Below are 19,108 nucleotides of genomic sequence, written 5' to 3'. Positions count from 1 at the left end.
GCGACTTCCCCGGAGGCGGAAAGCCTCCGGGGAAGTTTTTACCAGCAGCAAATTCCCGTTGATCTCTGGCTTTTGCCATTCGCGCTCAAAACCTTTGTGCCAGCAGGACCATTCCTTCAGACGCACATTCGCCAACCGAAACCAAAGCATCTACGAATTTAAAACATGATAATTGTAATCATGTTTGAAGTAGGGTAGTGCAGACCGACAAAGTGCGGTGGCGGGTGCCAATTGCCAACGCAAAGGCAGGCGGAGTACCTGATTGAGCTTCTGGCATTCGATGACCTGGCACACCGAAGGAATCCAGGTGGTGTCACCGGTCCGATGGCGGGTGCTGGACGGCATCGTGGGCGCGTTCTGGCAGGCCGAAAGTGCGCAGGGCGCCAAAGGCTACTATCTGGCCGACGATCCGCGCATCATGATTTTCTTCAGTGACGTCTCGCCCTACATCCGAATGTCCAACCTGGACGGCAACTTCGTAACCTCATATCGCCCGATGACCCGCGCAGTCTATGTGCCGGCAGGGGTTCCTTTATGGACGAACAGCCGATCGACTCACAAATTCTCGCATCTCAATCTGCATATCCATAAAGATCGCTTGCTGCGGTATCTGGTACCGTCGCTTGGAGCGTCGGCGGCGCTTGCGGCATTGCGCCAACCTGTGGAAATGCAGGACGCCGATGCGGTCGAAACACTGGCGCAGCTTCTCGTCGGCGAAGTCGACCATCCGTCGCGGCACGGCCTTTATGCCGAAAGCCTCGTCGGCAGCATTGTTGCGGGTTTGCTGGACATCCCGAAGGAAACGGTATCACCCGACAACGCCGGACTCACGCTGGCGCAGATGAACAAGCTGAACGCGCGTATCGACGGGCTTGGCGGATACCGCCTGTCGGTTGCCGAGATGGCGGCGACGGTGGGGCTTTCTGAAAGCTGGTTTTCCAATGCTTTCAAGCAGACGACCGGCAAGACGCCGCTTCAATGGCAGCTTGGCCGCCGTATCGATCTGGCTCAAAAGATGCTTTTGGAAAGCAGCCTTCCCGTTGCCGATGTCGCCGCGCATCTGGGATTTTCCGATCAGGCGCATCTGACGAAGGTTTTTCGCCAGATCGTCGGGCACACGCCTGCCGCCTGGCGGCGATTGCAACAGGCGAATTGACGGCTTCTCGCTTGCCTACCAGGTGTGGCGCAGGGTCGCCGAAACGGCGCGTCCCGGATTGTAGAAATCCGCACCGAAGCCGCCATAGTCGATATGCTTCTCGTTGAAGAGGTTGCTGACATTGACCGCGAGACTGGTGTTTTCGTTGACCGCATAAGAAAGGGCCGCATCCACGACGATGCTGCTCCCGGTCGACATGGTGTTGGCGGCGTTGAAGAAGTAGGAGCCGGTGTAGCGCGCACCCACGCCGAAATTCATGTCCCCTCGCATGCCATTGCCCGGCAGCAGATAGTTGACCCAAAGCGATGCCATGTGCTCGGGGATGAATTGCGGCCGGTTGCCCTCGTTGCCGCCGGTCCCGTTCTCCACGATCTCGGCATCCAGATAGGAATAGCCGGCCGTCAGGCTCCAATTGGCATCGATCTCGGCCTTGGCCTCCAGATCGAGGCCGCGCACGCGCACTTCGCCGATCGTCGAGGGAAGCTGTGTCACCGGGTCGGTGACCGTGATGTTCTGCTTCGTCAGATCGTAGATGGACGCCGTAAACAGCGCGGGGAATGCGAGGGGCTGGTATTTGACGCCCAGTTCGTACTGCTTGCCCCGCTCCGGCTCGACCGTGAGCCCGGATGCCGGCACGACCGATTCCGCGTAGCTCGCATAGGTCGAGATTTCGTCCGTGACCTTGTAGGTGAGGCCGGCGCGGCTCGTGAACTCGCTGATCTCCCCCGTATCCACGGCGGATGTGATCTTGTTGGTGCGCTCTGTATCGATCCAGTCGTTTCGCAGGCCGACCGTCGCGATGAACCTCTCGGCGAAGGTCAGTTCCTGCTGGAGATAGATCGCCCTGGTCTTCTGATCGGTGCGCGTGCTGGTGAGGAGGGGAACCGATGAGGGCGCTCCGGTATAGACCGGATTGGTCCAGTCGATACCGGGAGCCGGTCCGAAGAACGTATCGTTGTCCGACGCGAAATCATTGTAGAGCGCGCCGACCAGCGTGCGGCTGTCGACAGTGCCGAAGCTGCGATCGTACTGGAGATACGCGTCCATGACGAAGTTTTCCGTCGACGTGTCGTTGCCGAAGAAGGAGCGGTCGGCAATCGTCGTTCCATCCGTCGGCGTGGACGCGATATAGGCATAGCCGAAATCGGTATTGGTCTTGCTGTAGCGGGCGTTGGAGCCGAAAGTCAGGCCAGAGCCGAAATCATGGTCGACCATCACCGTCAACGTGTTTCGATCCGTGCCGCGGTAATTGTAATCCGGCTCGCCGAAGAACCGGCTGCGGGGAAAGTCGGTGCCGCTTGGGTGCCCACCGCTGCCCGGAACGCCATCGCGATTGAGGTGATCGAAAACGACGGTGACATTGGTGTCGACGGTCGGCCGCCAAGTCAGGCCGCCCATGATGAATTTCTCGTCGTCGCGCGAATAATCATATTCGGCGTCGGCATCCTTGAACTTGCCGGTGAGCCGGAAGGACAGCGTGTCGTCCTCGGTGATGTTGTCGCCGAAGTCGAACCCGACTTCCTTGCGGTTGTAGGAGCCGCCGGTGATATAGCCCTCGCCGAACCGCTCGCTGCGCGGACGTTTGGTCACGTAGTTCACCGAGCCGCCGGGGTCGGACACCCCGAACACCGTGGAATTCGCGCCTTTCAGCACCTCGACCCGCTCGAAGGCGTAGGCTTCCTCGCGGACACCGCCGAACGGGCGTCCGATCGGCAACCCGTCGCGATAGGCATGCGCGTCGAAACCGCGAATCTTGAAGAAGTCGAACCGGTCGTCGCTGCCATAGAAGCCGGTGAAGACACCGGGCGTATATTGCAGCACTTCCTCGACATTCTGCGCGCCGCGTTCCTGGATTTCCTTCGAGGTGATGACCGATACGGAGGCGGGCGTGTCGAGAATGTCCGTCACCATGCGGCTGCCGCCGGTCGTGCGCTGCGCGACGATCGACTGGGAGTCGTAGTCGATGTCCAGAAAGTCGCCGCCCTGGACGACAAGCGCGTCGAGGTTGGTCGTACCTCCCGCAGCGCCGTCACTCTGCGCGAGAAGGGCTGTCGGCACGAGCGCGGCAAATGCCGTGCATCCCAACAAAACCACCGCCCGGTGCCGCAGGAAGGGCCGGCTGACAAAGTTCATGCGCGCGAAAGTCATTGTTCTTAAATTCCAGATTCAGGGCGGCTAAGCGGCCGATGGCGTAAACAGGACCAGGCTCGGACGCCAAGGCATTCACTTCATGCGCCTGAGCCGTCCCGGCCGATGCCATGCCTTAACTTGAGCATTCCAATCAAGTATTGTACGTTTTTGCGGGTTTGTAGAATCCTCCGGTAAAGAGCGATCCGTCGCCGGCTGGCGGGCCTGGCGGAATTGACGCCATGCGATTAACCTGACAGTGACAGTCCACTTATTGCCGACCTGTGGAGTTCGTCCCGATGCTGCGATCGTTTTTCGTCGCCCTGTCCATTTTGTCCTGTCTGGGCGTACAGGTCGCCAACGCCGATCAGCTACAGAACGTCATCTCGTACCCGATCACGATCGAGCATGGTCTGGGCACCACGGTCATCGAGCGCAAACCCGAACGCGTCGCCACCGTGGCCTGGGCGAACCATGAAGTTCCTTTGGCGCTCGGAATCGTTCCGGTCGGCTTCGCCCGCGCCAATTTCGGCGACGACGACGGCGATGGGCTGTTGCCGTGGGTCGCCGAAAAACTGGAGGAACTTGGGGCCGAACGCCCGGTTCTCTTCGACGAAGGCGACGGCATCGATCTTGAGGCAGTCGCGGCCACGAACCCCGACGTGATCCTGGCCGCCTATTCCGGCCTGACCCAGGCCGAATACGATACGCTGAGCCAGATCGCGCCGGTGATCGCCTATCCGGATGCGCCGTGGTCGACCGACTGGCGGGAGATGATCCGGCTCAACAGCGCCGGCCTTGGAATGTCTGCCGAAGGCGAGACCCTGATTGCCGGCATCGAGGCCGATATCGCAGAGGTCGTGGCCGAGAGGCCGGCGCTCAAGGGCAAGTCTGCCATGTTCATCACGCATCTGAACGAGACGGATCTGAGCACCATCAATTTCTACACGACCAGCGATACGCGCGTGCGCTTTTTCGCCGATCTGGGCCTGAGCGCGCCGTCGAGCGTGTTGGCCGCATCGACGCCGGGCCGTTTCTCCGGCTCCGTCAGCGCCGAGCGGATCGACGCCTTCGACGATGTCGATATCGTCGTGACCTATGGCGACGACAAGCTTCTCAAGCAGTTGGCAGCCAATCCCCTCACCTCGCGAATGCCGGCCGTCGCAAACGGCGCGCTGGTCATGCTCGATCGCGGCCCCGCCGGAACCGCTGCGAATCCGACGCCGCTGTCGATCTCATGGGTCTTGCGCGACTATGCGGACCGGCTCGGCGAAGCAGCCGGAAAATCCGCCCAGAACGCCGAATGATCGCTTCGGCCACGTCCCCGTCGCCGTGGCGGTTCTCGGCGCGGCGCACAGCCCGCAGCCGAAGCTTGTGGCTGGCGGCCGTAACGTTATTGCTCGTTCTCCTGTGCGGGCTGTCGGTTTCCATCGGATCGCGGTCCGTCGCCTGGGCCGACATTTTCGCCGCGCTTGGCGGTCGGCTCGACGGGGTCGAGCAGGCTGCAGTCGCGGTGCGCATTCCGCGAACGCTTCTCGCGCTTCTTGCCGGAGCTGCGCTCGGTCTTTCAGGAGCGGTGATGCAGGGCGTCACGCGCAATCCGCTCGCCGATCCCGGCATTTTCGGCGTGAACATGGGTGCATCGCTCGCCGTCGTCGTCGGTGTGGCATGGTTCGGCATCGTTTCGGCGCAAGCCTATATCTGGACCGCGATTTTCGGAGCGGGTTGCGCGGCAGTCTTCGTCTACACGATCGGCTCCATGGGACGCGGCGGCGCGACACCGCTCAAGCTGGCGCTGGCCGGCGCGGCGACTTCGGTCGCATTTTCATCCATGGTCGTCGCGGTCGTCCTGCCGCGCAGCGATATCGCCGGTGGCATCCGCTCCTGGCAGATCGGCGGGGTCGGCGGCGCAACCTTCGACCAGATCTGGCCGGTTCTGCCCTTCCTCGCGGTCGGAGCCGCGCTGTCGCTCGTCTCGGCCCGCAAGCTGAATTCGCTGGCGCTCGGCGACGAGCTCGCGGCCGGACTTGGCGAAAGCGTCGCGCTGGCCCGCGCCGTCGCCTCGCTCGGCGCGGTCTTCCTGTGCGGCGGCATCACTGCGGTATGCGGGCCGATCGGTTTCGTCGGTCTCGTCGTACCGCATCTGTGTCGTCTTTTCGTCGGCGTCGACCATCGCTGGCTCCTGCCTTTCTCGACACTGGCGGGCGGTTGCCTTCTCCTTTTGGCGGATGTCTTCGGGCGCATCATCGCCCGGCCGGGCGAACTGGAAGTCGGCATCGTCACCGCATTCGTAGGCGCGCCATTCTTCATCTGGATCGTCAGGCGGCAGCGGGTGCGAGAACTGTGACGACCGTTGAACCGATTTTCCATGCCGTCGCGCCGGCGCGTCGCCGCCGGGCCAACCGGCGCGTGACCATCATCGCCGTCATGGCGACGCTCGTGCTTGCTTTGTTCGCGCTGACACTGGCGCTCGGCCAATCCTACACGCCGCTGGGCGACGTCGTGCGCGTGCTGCTCGGTGAAGATGTTGCCGGAGCCACGTTCACCGTGGGCCAGTTGCGATTGCCGCGTGCGCTGGTCGCCGTGCTGGCCGGGCTGTGCTTCGGCCTTGGCGGCGTCGCCTTTCAGGTCATGCTGCGCAATCCGCTCGCCAGCCCCGACATCATCGGCATAAGTTCGGGCGCAAGTGCCGCCGCCGTCTTCGCGATCGTCATCCTGTCGCTGCGCGGGCCTGCGGTTTCCCTTATCGCGGTTGCGGCAGGACTGGGGGTCGCTCTCCTCATCTACGGCCTTGCCTCGCGCGGCGGCGTGGCGGGCACACGGCTCATTCTGGTCGGCATCGCCGTCTCGGCCATGCTTGAGAGCATTGTCGCCTATGTCTTGTCGCAGGCACCCGCATGGACCTTGCAGGAGGCGATGCGGTGGCTGACCGGTAGCGTCAACGGCGCGCAATTGGGACAGGCGCTGCCGCTTCTTCTGGCCTTGTGCATCTTCGGCGGCTTGCTGTTCAGCCGCGCGCGCGATCTGGAAGCGCTGCGCCTCGGCGACGACATGGCGGCGGGGCTCGGCGTGCGCGTCGGACGGACCCGGATGATCATCATCGTCGCGGCCGTCGGGCTGATCGCGTGCGCGACCGCCGTGACCGGACCGATCGCTTTCGTCGCGTTCCTGTCAGGGCCGATCGCCGCGCGCATCGTCGGCAACAGCGGATCGCTGCTGCTTCCCGCCGGACTGGTCGGCGCGGTCCTTGTTCTGGCGGGCGACTATGCCGGCCAGTTTCTCCTGCCGTCCCGCTTCCCGGTCGGCGTGGTGACCGGCGTGCTCGGCGCTCCCTATCTGCTTTTCCTCATCGTTCGGGCCAACCGAAGCGGAGGTTCGTTGTGATATCGCATTCGCTGAGCGCCAGCGGTCTTTCGGTCGGCTACGACGGCGCCGACATCCTGCACGCGCTCGATCTTCAGGTACCGCCCGGCAAGATCACGGCCATCGTCGGCGCGAATGCCTGTGGCAAGTCGACATTGCTGCGCGCCATGTCGCGACTGATTTCGCCGCGCGGCGGCAGCGTACTGCTTGACGGGAAATCGATCCATCAAATGCCGTCCAAGCGCCTTGCCCGCACGCTCGGCCTTCTGCCTCAATCGTCGAGCGCGCCGGAAGGCATCACCGTCGCCGACCTCGTCAGCCGGGGTCGCCACCCGCATCAGGGCCTGTTTTCCCGATGGACGCGAGCCGACGACGAAGCCGTCGATCAGGCTCTGGCCGCGACACGGATCGAGGACCTGTCGGAACGCCCGGTCGACGAACTGTCCGGCGGCCAGCGCCAGCGCGTCTGGATCGCCATGGCGCTCGCACAACAGACCGAAATCCTCCTGCTGGATGAGCCGACGACCTTTCTCGACATCTGCCATCAGGTCGAGGTGCTGGACCTTCTGACCGATCTCAACCATGTGCGCGGAACGACCGTCGTCATGGTGCTTCACGACCTCAACCTTGCCGCGCGTTACGCAGATCATCTGGTCGCGATGAGCGAAGGACGGGTGCACGCGTTCGGGTCGCCGCAAGAGGTGCTGACGCGCGAGAACGTGCAGCATGTCTTCAGCATCGACAGCCGCGTCATCCTCGACCCGGTTTCGCACCGCCCGATGATGATCCCGATCGGGCGTCACCGCATGTCTGCCGAAAGAGTCACCCTTCATGAATAGCTGCCACTCCGTCCTCGAAAAGCCGGCACGACAGGCGCCGATCCTGCCCGCCAATGTCCATCTCGTCACGGTCGTTTCAAAGGAACTGGTGACGCCGCTGATGCTGCGGGTGAAATTCGCCTGCGCCAATGTCGCCCCCTTCATCGGCGGCGAGATGCATGTACGCCTTCTCCTGCCTCAACGGGGACGCTATCCCGTCTGGCCCGAGGCTGGCGAAAATGGCAGCCTCAAATGGCCGAAGGGCGAGGACGAAATCCTTCTGCGCGCCTATACGATCCGCGCCGTGGACGAAGCGCGCGGCGAGTTGTGGATCGACTTTCTCCAGCACACGGCCTGCGGCGTCGCAACGCCGGGAGCCGATTTCGCGCGCGACGTGGGCGTGGGCGAACAGGTCGCGCTGCTTGGCCCCGGCAGCGGGCACCTTCCTCAATCACGCTCGATCTTCTTCGTCGGCGACGAAACCGCCCTGCCCGCCATCGCCCGCATTGCTGCCGAGGTTCCGGCCGGAACGCGGATGTCGGGTGTCATCGAGGTCTTCGACGAGACCGAGGAGCAGCCTTTGCCGACAAGAGGGCTTTTGAATGTCGAGTGGCTACACCGCCGAAAGTATCAGGCGGGTGAAAAAAGGGTTCTGATCAACGCAGCTCGAAAGCTCGTTGCAGCGGCCGACAACACCACATTCATCTGGGTCGCGTGCGAAAAGAACGACGTGCGCGAACTGCGCGCTACTCTGAAGAAGCGCGAACATCGACCCGAAGACATGTATGTCGCATGGTACTGGAGCCGATAGAACTATTTGTCGCTCAATTGATTGAGATGCCGAACCGTCGTCGGTTTGTTATAAACTTCACGATAGCGCCGGGCGCAGCGCCATAAGTCGCGTCCTTTCCAGTGTCGAAACGGAAAGGGCGAAGTAGTGACCTTCGGTTTGGGTTGCCGTACAAGGTGGCGTCGGGGCCGGACGGAAATCGTGTCCCCGCGTGGTCAAAAACTGCAGTCTTTGACGATCCGCGGCAAACGATCGGGATTTCATCGCCCGCACGCATAGCGACGAACAAGTAGTCGGAATCGATCACCCGATGATCGGATCGTATCGTTCAAGCAGCCCGCTGACGTTACATCCAAGGGAATCGTATCATCGCGCAGTTCCGCGATCGGTCCCTCGACAAAGCTTGCAGAGCCATCCCGCGCCTGATGAAGGCTTTGCCCTATCGCGACGAGATGCCGGTCGAGTTCGTTAATAGTCGTGTCGTCACGGCTCGTTCCAGGGTCCGCTGTCGATCAGTGGTGCCAAAAGCAGACAGTCTGCATCCCATTCCCTTTGATCACCCTCGCTATCCTCGTTGTCGCTCGCGCCGTGCACACCGGCCGCCGCGCATTCGCGCAACCCGTTTCGCTATGAGGCTGGCGAGGAGGAGGTGGCGCTACTCTCCAATTTCGAGCGAACCGCCCAATCGTTCACAAGATAGCCCACCCAATAGGCCGATCATAAGGTCGCCGCCCTATGTTGGGAAAACGGATGTCGGCCTCCCATCAATCGAAGCGCGCCAGCCACTTCAAGGTCTCGGTCACACTGTCAAGCGGCCAGGTAACCTTGAGGAGACCGTTATTTCCGGTGAACCTTTCATAGCGCAACTCGCGTGTGAGGCGCGAGACAGCCTTGTATTCGGGCGGAACGGCATTGCGATTGACGTCCGCGATTGCCGGTCTTTCACCCGCCTGGATCACGATACCTCCGTCGAATGCATGAATGGGACAGTTTTCTCCAAGTTCCGCCCTGATGGCGTCGATGCCGCCCAGAATCTCGGCGCGCCGTCCATCGAGGATCGTGAGCCAGTTGATCGTGCGGATGTGATCGCCTCCGGCACGGCGCACGAATGCACGCCAGCGGCTGTGGTGAGGGTAATCGAGACCAGCATAGCGCCTGATGGCACCGAACGGCAAACTCCCGTCGGTCTTCAGCAGCGCGTCGGTATCGACGAGACGGACAGGCCTGCCGTACCGTGTGCGGGTCGCGTCATGTCGCACCATTTCACGACCTTGGCGATGTAGGTCTCGTAGCCGATCTCCTCGGGCCACGAGGCGGGCAGAAAGCATTCCCATCCCGACCAGCGCGCATGTGGAGGGTTACAGGTGAAGGTGCAGAACCAGTGTGTGTGGCGTCGCCGCGATATCCTTTCGTCTGCAAGCCGAATATCTCGGCCGCGAACTGGACGTTCATATCCATTTTTACCCCATCGTCGGCGGGAAGCGTCCGCATGTGGTTTTCAAGATATGCAACGACGTCTACGTCGCCGATCCGGTTGCGGTCGTCGCGCGCCATAGGGGAAGTAGAAATTGATGTGATCGCGGAACGTCGCGTAGTAGTCAGCCATCGCATCCAGCGCGCCCTGGCGCACGGATGTCGTATGGCCATGTTCGAACATCAGGCTTATGCCGTGCCCGAAGAGAAGATCAGCACGTTTGCCGTCGTAGGAGCAGGCCAGTTCGTCGAGTTCGGAGAGGTTGGAAAGGCCATCGGGAATTTTCTTCATCGACATCTATCCATCCTGCAACTTGATCAATGGCGCTGGGTCGGGCGCGCATGGTCTGCTTTTGCTCGAACTCTATTCACGCAATGCCCCGGCACGCCGGCCTCGGCTGAAACTGTTGCAAAAGGCTGGGCGGTCCGATCAGCGGCGGCGTGCGCCTTGCCACTACGGATTTCAAGCAAGCCGGTTGACTCGTCGATTTCGATAACGTGGCAAGCGGGTGTTATCGACCAAGCTTACGCACATCGAGTGCTTCGAGGAACTGTGCACTACCTTCCCGAAGCGAAATGTGCGCCGCGGCATCGGCTGACGCACCTGTTACCCAGCTTTTGAAGATGACGTCCCGCGCCTTCTCGTCGAACGAATCAATGTTGCGACGCACATCGAACGAGTTCAGCCCGATTATCGACACGGAATCAGGACCGGCATTCTCCCGGATATAGAATTCGCTGACCAGATGTGCTCCGGCCTCCATATCCCAGCCTCGCGCATATGAATGCGCAGTCGCCGTGCCGGTATCGGAATTATAGGTCTCCATCTTCGGGCCCCCGGCAAATGCGGCCTGCGAGCTTTGCTCGATCTGTGCGGTGAACTCGGAAATCATTTGCATCCCCAGCTCCCGTCCCCCTTCAAGGTCGATCGGGCGCAGCATCACGAGGACGTTCGGATATTCATCCGTACCGTTCGTGAGCATGTAATCCGAAGCGGTCGCAGGTTCGTCCGACATGTCCAGTTCATCCACGGACCAATCCGACGGTGCAAGGAATGTCTCGCCACCGCTGGCCGCAACTTCAAGCAGCGCCTCCTGCGGAGTGCCGGCGTCATTCAGTGAAAGCGAGCCGAAGAAACGGGCCAGCATGCCTTCGTGTCGGGGGTAATCCACGTAATCGAAGCTCGCAAACATGAGAAGCACGTCATCACCGCGCGTGAACGATGCCAGGCGCGCCATCCGACCGTAGCCATCCTGATCGTCGTCATATACGCCGCCCGCCAGATGGGCGAAGGCGGCGTTTCCGTTGTCGAGCTCTTTCAGCCGCTTCACCTGACCGCCCTTCAGGCCACCAAACTCCTTGCGCCAGCGATAATAGGTGAGCGGCGTCACGCCGATCGCGCGAACCGCTTCGCCAACCGATCGGCCTTGCGACAACAAAACATCGACCTGCCGCAGCTTCGCGACGATCTCGTCAGGCTTGTGCTTCTTCCGGGGCATTCCAACGTCCTCTCCAAAGGCAAATAGCCTACTTCAGCGAGGACCACTTTCCAGGGGGCAGGCCAGGCCTCGGCTTGGAAACTAAGTCCGTTATCGGTTGCTGGCAGTAGGACATGCGTTAATCGGCAGATCGAACATAATTGACGATGGCGGTAAGACCGGGGGTCAATGCCAGGGCGGGATCGCCGTAAGTCACTATATTGTCGCCATCTTTTCGGAATGCACGTTTCTGAGGATATGATTCATATTCGGAAACGTTACCAATGACGCCTCCGGTGCTGCACGATGCAATAACTCGGCATCCAATGGATCAACATGCAGGTCGCGTCCTCCATGGTCGGAAACAAGTCGAGTTGCGGTGAGGTCGCGGATATCCTCGTAGAGGCGGACATGGGGAAAGTTCTCCGACTAGAGGATGCGCCGCCATTCGACGATCTCGCAGGCGGCGACGGTGACGAAGCCGGCGCGATGCAGCCTGAGCGACCAGCCGCCAGCGGCGGCGCTGAAGAGGTCGAGCACGCGCATCATGGCGCGATGCTCCGGCGTTTCAGCCATGCGGCATGGCGCTCACGGGAGTAAGAACGCGGGTCGAAGCCCGCGGTGAGGCGGGAGGACAAGGCAGGTCGTGTTAGTGAATGGAAGGGATCAGCCGAGCCTGCCGACTATCCGTCGGCGGGATTTCGGCGGCGCCAGCAAATGCAGGTAACCCGCCTTCGATGCGTTTGCGGGCATCACCGAGAATGCGGGCGAGGCGCCGCCTTTCAGGAGCGTTTTTCCAGTCAATTGCTCGGAGAGTCTGGACGTCCCTGTTCAGGAGAATACTGGCGATGGCCTGCCGCGAGGCGCCGGAGGCAACGCCGTCCCAGGCACGCAGCATGAGAGTCGCGCGATAAAGCTGGAAACGAGAAAGCCGCTGCTCCGGCGGCGGGGGACCGGAGTGCTTTCCGTCAATCAGGCGCCTCAGACGCGCCGTGCTCCGAATACGCCAGAAGAAGAATTCGTCGAGCGGAATGACCACTGCGGCGCGCGAGGGCACCCATTCGCCCGCGATTGCCGACAGAAGCATCGTCGTCTTTCCGGTGCCCGGAGGGCCGTTCACGGCCAGAATGTCGCCATCCCGCGCCACCGCGAGATGTGCAAGGACTTCGCGCTGATGGTCGGCGACGGGGAATTCGTCGTTGGAATGGCCGAGACGTTCTGCCAGCGGTAAAGGGGCTTGGCGTGCGGGTTCGATCGCGCAGGGCGCCCTGCGTGCGAAATTCGCGAGAAGCGGGCTCTCCGGCGCTTCCTGGATCAGGGTGTCGCTCAAGTCGAGAATCTGCTTAACTGTTGCGGCCACCTCGGTCGCAGGTCGTATCAGCCCATGGCCGACGATCTGGTATTCTGGATCCGAAGCTGGCCAGTTGCCGCCGACTTCAGCCATCATCCGTTGCCAGTGGGCCTGATAGTTCTGCCAGAGATCCGGATCTTCTTCTTTGACCGCGAAGGGATGAGCTGTCAGAAAGCTGTCGAGATCCGCGACGCGTCCGACCGAAAACGCGCCACGCGCAAGCGGATCGAGGATATCCCGCGCAATGACGCTCTGGCTAGGAATGATGTGGCCCTCGCGTGCAACCTGCGCTTCGGTCACGACCGGAGTGACGTCGAGCGGGAGGCCATCACCACGCGATCTTGCATGCCGGCTCTGCCGGCGCACATGGAGAGGGCGGTAGCTGACCGCGATGCGCCGCACGTGCTCGGGCACCTTGTCAAATAGGAAGTCGACGGCCTCTTGCCCAAGAACGCCCGTCTCCGCTTCAGCGTGCGACAGGCCGTGAAACCCCTCAAGCATCTTGCTCGTCAGGCAAGCGTCTCCGATGGCACTGTCGGCGACCGCCGATCGCCAGCATTTCAGGATGGAGATATCCGTCTTGGTCATTACTTATCCAGGGAATGCATTCCTCCATCCGTTATCTCCCATAGCGTTACCAAGCATTCAACATCTGCCGTGGACCGCACGCCATCTGCCTAAAAGACCGCGCTGCGGGTGTATGCAGATCGGGGTTCCGATCCCCCAAGGACTCATTGGGACCAACACCCGGTTTTTGGGGCCGAAACCTGATCATCCACTATTAAGGCACATTTTGTTGCAGCGGGCGCTTTGCGTTCGAATTTAGAAGAAGTCCGAATACGGCATATGCTGCGGCCGAACGGATCCGCAGTGGGCGCACTCGCCAAGGCCATCTGTGCACAGGTATGAGACCAGATCGATCCAGTTCCGAACGACCCTGTCCGCCATATCATTGATCGTTAGTTCCCGAACGGCCGCAAGAGTTTCAATCGTTCTAAAAACTTCGCCTGGGGTGATCGGTCGCCCTCTTACATCGACAAATGGTCCATCTGTCTCAGTCAGGATACGATCTATAGGTAGTTGGGCGACAATCTCGCGCCCGCGCGTTCGTTCCAGCATCGCCTGGTTTACCGAAAAATAACAGCCCGCCTGCACCGCACGACGAGCTTCGGCAATTGAGCCGCTGAACCAGTGAAGGACCACCCTCCCGCGATCATGTGGCAAGCAGTCGTTCATGTAATCGAGAACACGGCCGGCGGTCCTCACCTGTGAACTGATAGAATCTTGCCGCCACTCGCGGCGCACATGGTCAGGATTTTCCGGAACACGGCCTCCTGCGTCGGCATGGAGCGAAAGTGACGCGGTCCAGCGTCGAGACCAATTTCACCGACATAGCGTATCTCCGATAGAAGCGCCTCAAACAGCAGCAGCTCGCCTTGGCGCTGTTCGGCCAGATGAGGGTGATGCCTGTTGCGGATCGAGATAGCTGCGCTCGCGCCGGATCGCCCGGATCCAGCCCAGAACGGCAGCGATCCGGTACAGGGTGCTGATCCGCTTATAGTCGAGGAAGGGAATGCCGGGTGCGTCGGCGAGCAAATAGGGGGCTTGCTTCTGCTCGACGATCTCCTTGAGCCGATGTCTCAGGCTCGTCGCCGCGTCCTTGAGTGGATCCGAATAGAGGCGCACCAAGTCATGATGCTGCTTGCCCTCGGATTCTTTCCTGTCAGCAAGCTCGTGGGCGCGCTTCTGCCGCACCAGATAAATTGCCATAACGATGTCGGGAGCGACCAGGCCGACGATCACGCCGACAAGCGCGAGCAAGGTCGCAACGACCTGCGGAGACACCCATAGTCCGGATCCGATTTTCACGGCAGCTGCAGCCGCAAGGACTGTTGGGATAAGCTCAGCTTCGCAAATGGTTGAGGACTATCCATTTCCATCGTTGGATCAGCAAGTGCAACCTGAACGAATGTCCGGTTTCGAGCTCAGCCCCTAGCACTTCGAACGGCGAGAAAGGTGAAAGGCTTCGGATGCCGTGAGGCGTACGAAGGCCTCTCATACAGGAACCCGCGGGCTACAGTCGATAGCTACAGGAATTTCGATTTTCGTCTGGTGTCGGCGATAGCGTGACCGCCGCAGGAAGACACCGCGATGGATGCGCACGGGCTGCTTCGTCTTTCTGCCACGCGATATTGTCGGCTCGTTGAGGAACCGGACGTGACCCCTTCGACATCTTTGATCACCATGGACATGCGTCGATCCGTTGCCGGCGGCTGGGCGCCTGCGGCTGAAGAATGGAGTAGGCCATGCCGGGTCATGGAGAGGTCTCCCGGTTCGTCGCCATTGCGTCCGGCGGTCCGCGCGGCTGCCTCCACTGCTTGAACATCTCGATAACGATCGAGCGTCCACCACAGCTGCACCATCGACCCGCCAGCGTCAGTCTTCGGTCAAACCGATAGCCCTTGGAGGGCACCGTGGATCTGGCGTCCTTGATTCCTGTGAGAGTCCGGGCAGGCAGCCATGCTCGTCATAGCCGGTGGGGACACGGTAACGAGGCAGCGGCAGTTGAACCTCGGACGCCGGAAATGGATGATCACGATGATCAACGGGCCAGCGAGATACGTTCTACGGAGCCGGAACGGAACGAATGAGCACTGGAGTCCATGATGGCGAAGACGAACAAGAGCGATTTTCTGGTCAACCAGGTCCGCCGCTATCTGGAGCCCGGCCCGATCGTGCTGGTCTCATCACGCTGGCAGGATAAGACCAACATCATGACACTGGGCTGGCATACGGTGCTGGAGTTCTCTCCATCGCTCGTGGGGCTGATGATCTCGACCGGCAACCACAGCCACCACATGATCCGCGAAAGCCGGGAATGCGTCATCAACCTGCCGACGACCAAGCTAACCGACACGGTGGTCGGCATCGGCAACACGAGCGGAGCGGAGATCGACAAGTTCGAGGAGTTCGGCCTGACGGTCGAGGAAGCCTCCGAGGTCGATGCGCCGCTCATCAGCTTCGAATGCCGTCTGCACGAGGATGCTCTGGTCGAGCGCTACAACTTCTTCATCTTCGAGGTGGTGAAGGCGCATGTCGCGCCATCGCCAAAGCATCCCGAGACGCTGCATTACACCGGCGACGGCGTGTTCATGGTGTCCGGCAAGATCATCAGCCGACGTTCGCAATTCCGGCCGGAGATGCTGTAGCACAGGAAGGGCGGCCGTCAGGCCGCCCTCCTCCTCGTGTTCCGGAGACGAGCCATCGCCGTCTCATGGTGCTTGGCGCTGAGTTCGATGCCGACATAGTTGCGGCCGAGCATCTTCGCTGCTGCCAGCGTCGAGCCCGAACCGCAAAAGGGATCGAGGATGAGATCTCCGGGCTGAGAGAAGGTCCGGATCAGCGGCGTCAGCGCCTCCACCGGCTTCTGCGTCGGATGCAGCTTGTTGCCGGTATAGGGGAAGTCGATCACGTCCGGGATCGGATCGGCGGGAAGCTCGACATTGCCCTTGGCTAGGAGATAGGCCTGTTCGTGCTCGTAGCGCAGGAACCGGGCCGAGGAGGCATAGCGCTTGCGGAAGACCAGATGCCCGACGAGCCGGAACCCCGCTGCCTTCCAGGCCTCGACGAAGAGATCGACCTTGTTCCAGCCGTAGAAGGAAACGGCAAAACCACCGGGCTTGAGGAGGCGGTGCATTTCGGCGAAGGCGGGCTTCAGCCAGCGGGCGTTGTCGTCATTGGCAACGGTGCAACCATCGCGGCCTCGGTAGCGGGTGATGTAGGGCGGATCGGTGAGGATGAGGTCGACCGAGTTCGCCTCCATACCGGTCATCAGCCTTGTGCAGTCGCCCTGGTGGATGGTGTTGCGGGGCGTGAAGCCGAGATCGGCGGTGCGCTCGAAGCCCTGCTTGCGGGCGAGCCAGGCGTTGGAGGAACGTGTTGCGGAAGTGGAAGAGGAAAGGTTCGTCATCGAAGTGATCCTTCTTGCTGGACCGGGCCGCGCCTGTCGCGGCCTCGATGGCGGTCGATAAACCGGGGACGACCGGCCTCTGCATCCCGAAGGGACCGCAACGAAGAGGAAGACGGCGATAGCCGTCGCGGGGCCGACCGGACGAAGCGCAGCGTAGGCGCTTCTCGGTCAGACCAGCCCATATCGAGGACGTGATGGACGCGGATCGTATCGGGCAGGAGAGGAAGGATCCGCGCCGACCGTCTCTGCGCCTCCGATCAGCGCCGTTTCGCGCAGCGAAGTTTGGCGTCAGAATTGGCGGATTGCCTGCATCCAGGCACCACAGGTCCCCTCGATTTCCGGCGAACAGGCGATTTTGAGAGCTGCGCTGTTTGGCGATTTCCGGTAATTTTACGAGGCACCACGCTCCTGCCGCCGCGAGATTTGCGATCCGCCGCGATGCCTTGCGGCACAGGACGCCGTTTCATCCCGAAGGCCGCCGCCATGCCCGCGATTTCGCATTCCGATCATCCCGATTCCGGCCATCCTCGTCTTCCGGCGGAACGATCCGCCCGAAGACGAGGATGGCAAGGTGGCACGGCCGAAGCGGACAGCAGAGGACGGGATACAGGTGGTGCTCGAACCATCCGACCGCTCCCCTGCCTATGATCCGTCGAAGCGCGATCCGCGCATCGTTGATCTGGTCCGCCTGCTTGCCCGTCAGGCTGCCCGGGAATTCGTCGAAGCCGAATGGGAGCGCGAGCGTCGCGACCACCTCCCCGATTGAGGAGGTTCTGCCATGAAGGTCGCGCTATATGCCCGCTATTCTTCCGACAGCCAGCGTGACGCCTCGATCGAGGATCAGCTCCGGCTCTGCCGCGCGCGTGCCGAGCGCGAAGGCTGGACCATCGTCGACAGCTATTCGGACCGCGCCATCTCCGGCGCCTCGCTCATCCGGCCCGGTATCCAGGACCTGATCGCCGACGGTTTGCGGCGCCGGTTCGATCTCATCCTGACGGAATCCCTCGACCGGCTCTCCCGCGACCAGGAGGACATCGCTGGTCTCTACAAGCGCATGCGCTTTGCCGGCATCGGCATCTTCACGCTCTCGGAAGGCGAGGTCAGCGAGTTCCATATCGGCCTCAAGGGCACGATGGGAGCGCTTTACCTCAAGGACCTCGCCGACAAGACACGGCGCGGTTTGCTCGGACGTGTCGAGGACGGCAAGTAGGGCGGTGGGCTGTGCTTCGGCTACGATGCCATCCGGCAGTTCGATGAGGCAGGCGAAGCTGTCCGTGGCGAGCGCAAGATCAACGAAGCCGAGGCCGATATCGTCCGCCGCATCTTCGCGGTCTATCTGGCCGGCAAATCCTCCCGCGCCATCGCCATGCCCCTGAACCGCGAAGGCGTGCCCGGACCGCAGGGTAAGGACTGGGGACCGTCCACCATCCACGGCAACCCGAAGCGCGGCACCGGCATCCTCAACAACGAGCTCTATATCGGTAAGCTGGTCTGGAACCGGCTGCGCTATCTCAAGGGCCCTGATACCGGGAAGCGCGTCTCTCGCCCGAACCCCGAAAGCGAGTGGGTCATCCAGGACGTAGCCGAGTTGCGCATCGTCGAGCATCAAGTCTGGGATGCTGTGAAGGAACGGCAGGAGCGGCTCGCCTATGAGCCTGCCGTCGAGACGACAACCAACTACATGAATGATCGGCGACGGCCGAAGCATCTCTTCGCCGGGCTTATCAAATGCGGCTGCTATGGCGGCGGCTATTCGATGATTTCCAAGGATCTGCTGGGGTGCTCCACCGCCCGCAACAAGGGCACCTGCGACAACCGGGTCAACATCCGGCGCGATACGCTGGAGCGTTCCGTCATGTCAGGGCTCAACACCCATCTGATGGAGCCCGAGTTGTTCAGGGAATTCTGCGCCGAGTTCACCCGCGAGGTGAACCGGGCGCGTATCGAGCGCGGCACGGACATCGAGGCCTGGCGCAAGGAGCTGGAGCGGACCGAGCGCGACCTGGACAAGGCGATCGACGCCATCCTGGCCGGCGTGCCGCCGCTGAGGCTCAAAGAGAAGATCGGGAAGCTGGAAACGCGTAAGGCGGAACTGACGGATCTTCTTGCCAACACGGACGAGCCGCCTCCCCTCCTCCATCCGAACATGGCGGAGGTTTACCACCGCAAGATCGCGGCGCTTTATGCGCAGCTCCAGAGCGACGAGACCCGGGCTAGGGCCGCCGATACCTTCCGCTCGCTGGTCGACAGGATCGTGCTGGTGCCCGAGGACGACAAGCTCGCGATCGTGCTGCGCGGCGACCTTGCGGCCATCCTGCGCTTCGTGGCGGGCAGGAAGAACCCCGCGATCCTGTCGGAAATGGCGGTGATCGACGGCATGCTGGCGGACAACCGCGATGTATGAGGCTCCAGAAAAGCAAAAACCTCCGCAGCCGGGGCTTTGGAGGTATCGCAAAGAACGACCCGAGACATAGGTGACGTTTTGTACCGGACACATGGGTAACACTTTTCGGCTTTGCCGGGAGGTGTTGATGCCGTGGATGGAGTGTTCGGTGATGGAAGAACGTCTACGCTTCGTGGCC

Annotated in this window: 18 protein-coding genes and 1 pseudogene; 10 read left to right on the top strand and 9 right to left on the bottom strand. The window is 61.6% G+C overall.

Annotated elements, in window-relative coordinates; all coding sequences use genetic code 11:
- Positions 1–262: 262 nt before the first annotated feature.
- Positions 263–1,156: a helix-turn-helix domain-containing protein gene (locus tag GTW25_RS11980; protein WP_252912361.1), complete on the top strand. Its 894-nt coding sequence runs from the start codon at positions 263–265 to the stop codon at positions 1,154–1,156.
- A gap of 15 nt (positions 1,157–1,171) precedes the next feature.
- Here GTW25_RS11980 and GTW25_RS11975 read toward each other — a convergent pair whose 3' ends face one another.
- Positions 1,172–3,304: a TonB-dependent siderophore receptor gene (locus tag GTW25_RS11975; protein ID WP_252912360.1), complete on the bottom strand. Its 2,133-nt coding sequence runs from the start codon at positions 3,302–3,304 to the stop codon at positions 1,172–1,174.
- A gap of 278 nt (positions 3,305–3,582) precedes the next feature.
- Here GTW25_RS11975 and GTW25_RS11970 point away from each other — a divergent pair, with 278 nt between their 5' ends.
- From GTW25_RS11970 to GTW25_RS11950, 5 genes are all read left to right on the top strand, one after another.
- Entirely contained in the window at positions 3,583–4,590 is a 1,008-nt protein-coding gene (locus GTW25_RS11970; RefSeq protein ID WP_252912359.1) for an iron-siderophore ABC transporter substrate-binding protein, read from the top strand.
- Entirely contained in the window at positions 4,587–5,630 is a 1,044-nt protein-coding gene (locus tag GTW25_RS11965; RefSeq protein ID WP_252912358.1) for a FecCD family ABC transporter permease, read from the top strand. The genes GTW25_RS11970 and GTW25_RS11965 overlap by 4 nt, the downstream gene beginning before the upstream one ends.
- Before the next feature lie 62 nt (positions 5,631–5,692).
- On the top strand, positions 5,693–6,667 hold the full coding sequence (locus GTW25_RS11960; protein ID WP_372493165.1) for a FecCD family ABC transporter permease: 975 nt from the start codon (positions 5,693–5,695) through the stop codon (positions 6,665–6,667).
- A complete protein-coding gene (locus GTW25_RS11955) occupies positions 6,664–7,485 on the top strand; it encodes an ABC transporter ATP-binding protein (RefSeq protein WP_252912356.1) in 822 nt (273 codons plus the stop codon). The genes GTW25_RS11960 and GTW25_RS11955 overlap by 4 nt, the downstream gene beginning before the upstream one ends.
- Complete coding sequence (locus GTW25_RS11950; RefSeq protein WP_252912355.1) at positions 7,478–8,275, top strand: siderophore-interacting protein; 798 nt, start codon at positions 7,478–7,480, stop codon at positions 8,273–8,275. Before GTW25_RS11955 ends, GTW25_RS11950 begins: the two co-directional genes overlap by 8 nt.
- Before the next feature lie 743 nt (positions 8,276–9,018).
- On the opposite strand, the gene GTW25_RS11945 is transcribed toward GTW25_RS11950, so the two are convergent.
- From GTW25_RS11945 to GTW25_RS11920, 7 genes and pseudogenes are all read right to left on the bottom strand, one after another.
- Positions 9,019–9,516: a type VI immunity family protein gene (locus GTW25_RS11945; protein ID WP_252912354.1), complete on the bottom strand. Its 498-nt coding sequence runs from the start codon at positions 9,514–9,516 to the stop codon at positions 9,019–9,021.
- 236 nt (positions 9,517–9,752) lie between these two features.
- Positions 9,753–10,019, bottom strand: coding sequence for a hypothetical protein (locus tag GTW25_RS11940; protein ID WP_252912353.1), 267 nt, complete (start codon positions 10,017–10,019; stop codon positions 9,753–9,755).
- A gap of 1,006 nt (positions 10,020–11,025) precedes the next feature.
- Positions 11,026–11,226 (bottom strand): annotated as a pseudogene (locus tag GTW25_RS11935) (transposase); the annotation flags it as partial.
- Positions 11,227–11,634: 408 nt separating this feature from the next.
- Positions 11,635–11,781 carry a hypothetical protein gene (locus GTW25_RS11930; RefSeq protein ID WP_252912352.1) on the bottom strand — a complete coding sequence of 49 codons (147 nt, stop codon included), beginning with the start codon at positions 11,779–11,781 and terminating at the stop codon, positions 11,635–11,637.
- Between the two features lie 73 nt (positions 11,782–11,854).
- Complete coding sequence (locus GTW25_RS11925) at positions 11,855–13,144, bottom strand: DNA -binding domain-containing protein (RefSeq protein WP_252912351.1); 1,290 nt, start codon at positions 13,142–13,144, stop codon at positions 11,855–11,857.
- 234 nt (positions 13,145–13,378) lie between these two features.
- Positions 13,379–13,792, bottom strand: a complete 414-nt coding sequence (locus tag GTW25_RS20700) for a TatD family hydrolase (RefSeq protein WP_372493149.1) — start codon at positions 13,790–13,792, stop codon at positions 13,379–13,381.
- 180 nt (positions 13,793–13,972) lie between these two features.
- Positions 13,973–14,377: a hypothetical protein gene (locus GTW25_RS11920; protein WP_252912350.1), complete on the bottom strand. Its 405-nt coding sequence runs from the start codon at positions 14,375–14,377 to the stop codon at positions 13,973–13,975.
- A gap of 845 nt (positions 14,378–15,222) precedes the next feature.
- Here GTW25_RS11920 and GTW25_RS11915 point away from each other — a divergent pair.
- Positions 15,223–15,765 carry a flavin reductase family protein gene (locus GTW25_RS11915; RefSeq protein ID WP_252912349.1) on the top strand — a complete coding sequence of 181 codons (543 nt, stop codon included), beginning with the start codon at positions 15,223–15,225 and terminating at the stop codon, positions 15,763–15,765.
- Between the two features lie 17 nt (positions 15,766–15,782).
- Here GTW25_RS11915 and GTW25_RS11910 read toward each other — a convergent pair whose 3' ends face one another.
- The gene (locus tag GTW25_RS11910) at positions 15,783–16,526 is read right to left on the bottom strand and encodes a DNA methyltransferase (protein WP_252912348.1); all 744 of its coding nucleotides are present in this window, start codon (positions 16,524–16,526) and stop codon (positions 15,783–15,785) included.
- Between the two features lie 571 nt (positions 16,527–17,097).
- On the opposite strand from GTW25_RS11910, the gene GTW25_RS11905 reads away from it, so the two are divergent.
- From GTW25_RS11905 to GTW25_RS11895, 3 genes are read left to right on the top strand one after another with little or no spacing between them, the layout of a single operon-like run.
- A complete protein-coding gene (locus GTW25_RS11905) occupies positions 17,098–17,292 on the top strand; it encodes a hypothetical protein (protein ID WP_252912347.1) in 195 nt (64 codons plus the stop codon).
- Positions 17,293–17,304: 12 nt separating this feature from the next.
- Complete coding sequence (locus GTW25_RS11900) at positions 17,305–17,736, top strand: recombinase family protein (protein WP_252912346.1); 432 nt, start codon at positions 17,305–17,307, stop codon at positions 17,734–17,736.
- 9 nt (positions 17,737–17,745) lie between these two features.
- Complete coding sequence (locus GTW25_RS11895; protein ID WP_308206260.1) at positions 17,746–18,930, top strand: recombinase family protein; 1,185 nt, start codon at positions 17,746–17,748, stop codon at positions 18,928–18,930.
- The last annotated feature ends 178 nt before the right edge of the window (positions 18,931–19,108 follow it).

The sequence above is a fragment of the Aliihoeflea aestuarii genome, from assembly GCF_024105665.1.
GTDB lineage: Bacteria > Pseudomonadota > Alphaproteobacteria > Rhizobiales > Rhizobiaceae > Aliihoeflea > Aliihoeflea aestuarii.
The sequence above is the reverse complement of the archived record's forward strand: the minus strand, read 5'-3'. Positions and strand labels throughout refer to the sequence as shown.

What these genes read in the sequence shown, in the direction of transcription:
- GTW25_RS11975 (WP_252912360.1), bottom strand. Translation starts at nt 3,304, where the DNA reads ATGACTTTCGCGCGCATGAACTTTGTCAGCCGGCCCTTCCTGCGGCAC.
- GTW25_RS11970 (WP_252912359.1), top strand. Translation starts at nt 3,583, where the DNA reads ATGCTGCGATCGTTTTTCGTCGCCCTGTCCATTTTGTCCTGTCTGGGC.
- GTW25_RS11965 (WP_252912358.1), top strand. Translation starts at nt 4,587, where the DNA reads ATGATCGCTTCGGCCACGTCCCCGTCGCCGTGGCGGTTCTCGGCGCGG.
- GTW25_RS11950 (WP_252912355.1), top strand. Translation starts at nt 7,478, where the DNA reads ATGAATAGCTGCCACTCCGTCCTCGAAAAGCCGGCACGACAGGCGCCG.
- GTW25_RS11945 (WP_252912354.1), bottom strand. Translation starts at nt 9,516, where the DNA reads ATGGTGCGACATGACGCGACCCGCACACGGTACGGCAGGCCTGTCCGT.
- GTW25_RS11940 (WP_252912353.1), bottom strand. Translation starts at nt 10,019, where the DNA reads ATGAAGAAAATTCCCGATGGCCTTTCCAACCTCTCCGAACTCGACGAA.
- GTW25_RS11930 (WP_252912352.1), bottom strand. Translation starts at nt 11,781, where the DNA reads ATGGCTGAAACGCCGGAGCATCGCGCCATGATGCGCGTGCTCGACCTC.
- GTW25_RS11925 (WP_252912351.1), bottom strand. Translation starts at nt 13,144, where the DNA reads ATGACCAAGACGGATATCTCCATCCTGAAATGCTGGCGATCGGCGGTC.
- GTW25_RS20700 (WP_372493149.1), bottom strand. Translation starts at nt 13,792, where the DNA reads ATGAACGACTGCTTGCCACATGATCGCGGGAGGGTGGTCCTTCACTGG.
- GTW25_RS11915 (WP_252912349.1), top strand. Translation starts at nt 15,223, where the DNA reads ATGGCGAAGACGAACAAGAGCGATTTTCTGGTCAACCAGGTCCGCCGC.
- GTW25_RS11910 (WP_252912348.1), bottom strand. Translation starts at nt 16,526, where the DNA reads ATGACGAACCTTTCCTCTTCCACTTCCGCAACACGTTCCTCCAACGCC.
- GTW25_RS11900 (WP_252912346.1), top strand. Translation starts at nt 17,305, where the DNA reads ATGAAGGTCGCGCTATATGCCCGCTATTCTTCCGACAGCCAGCGTGAC.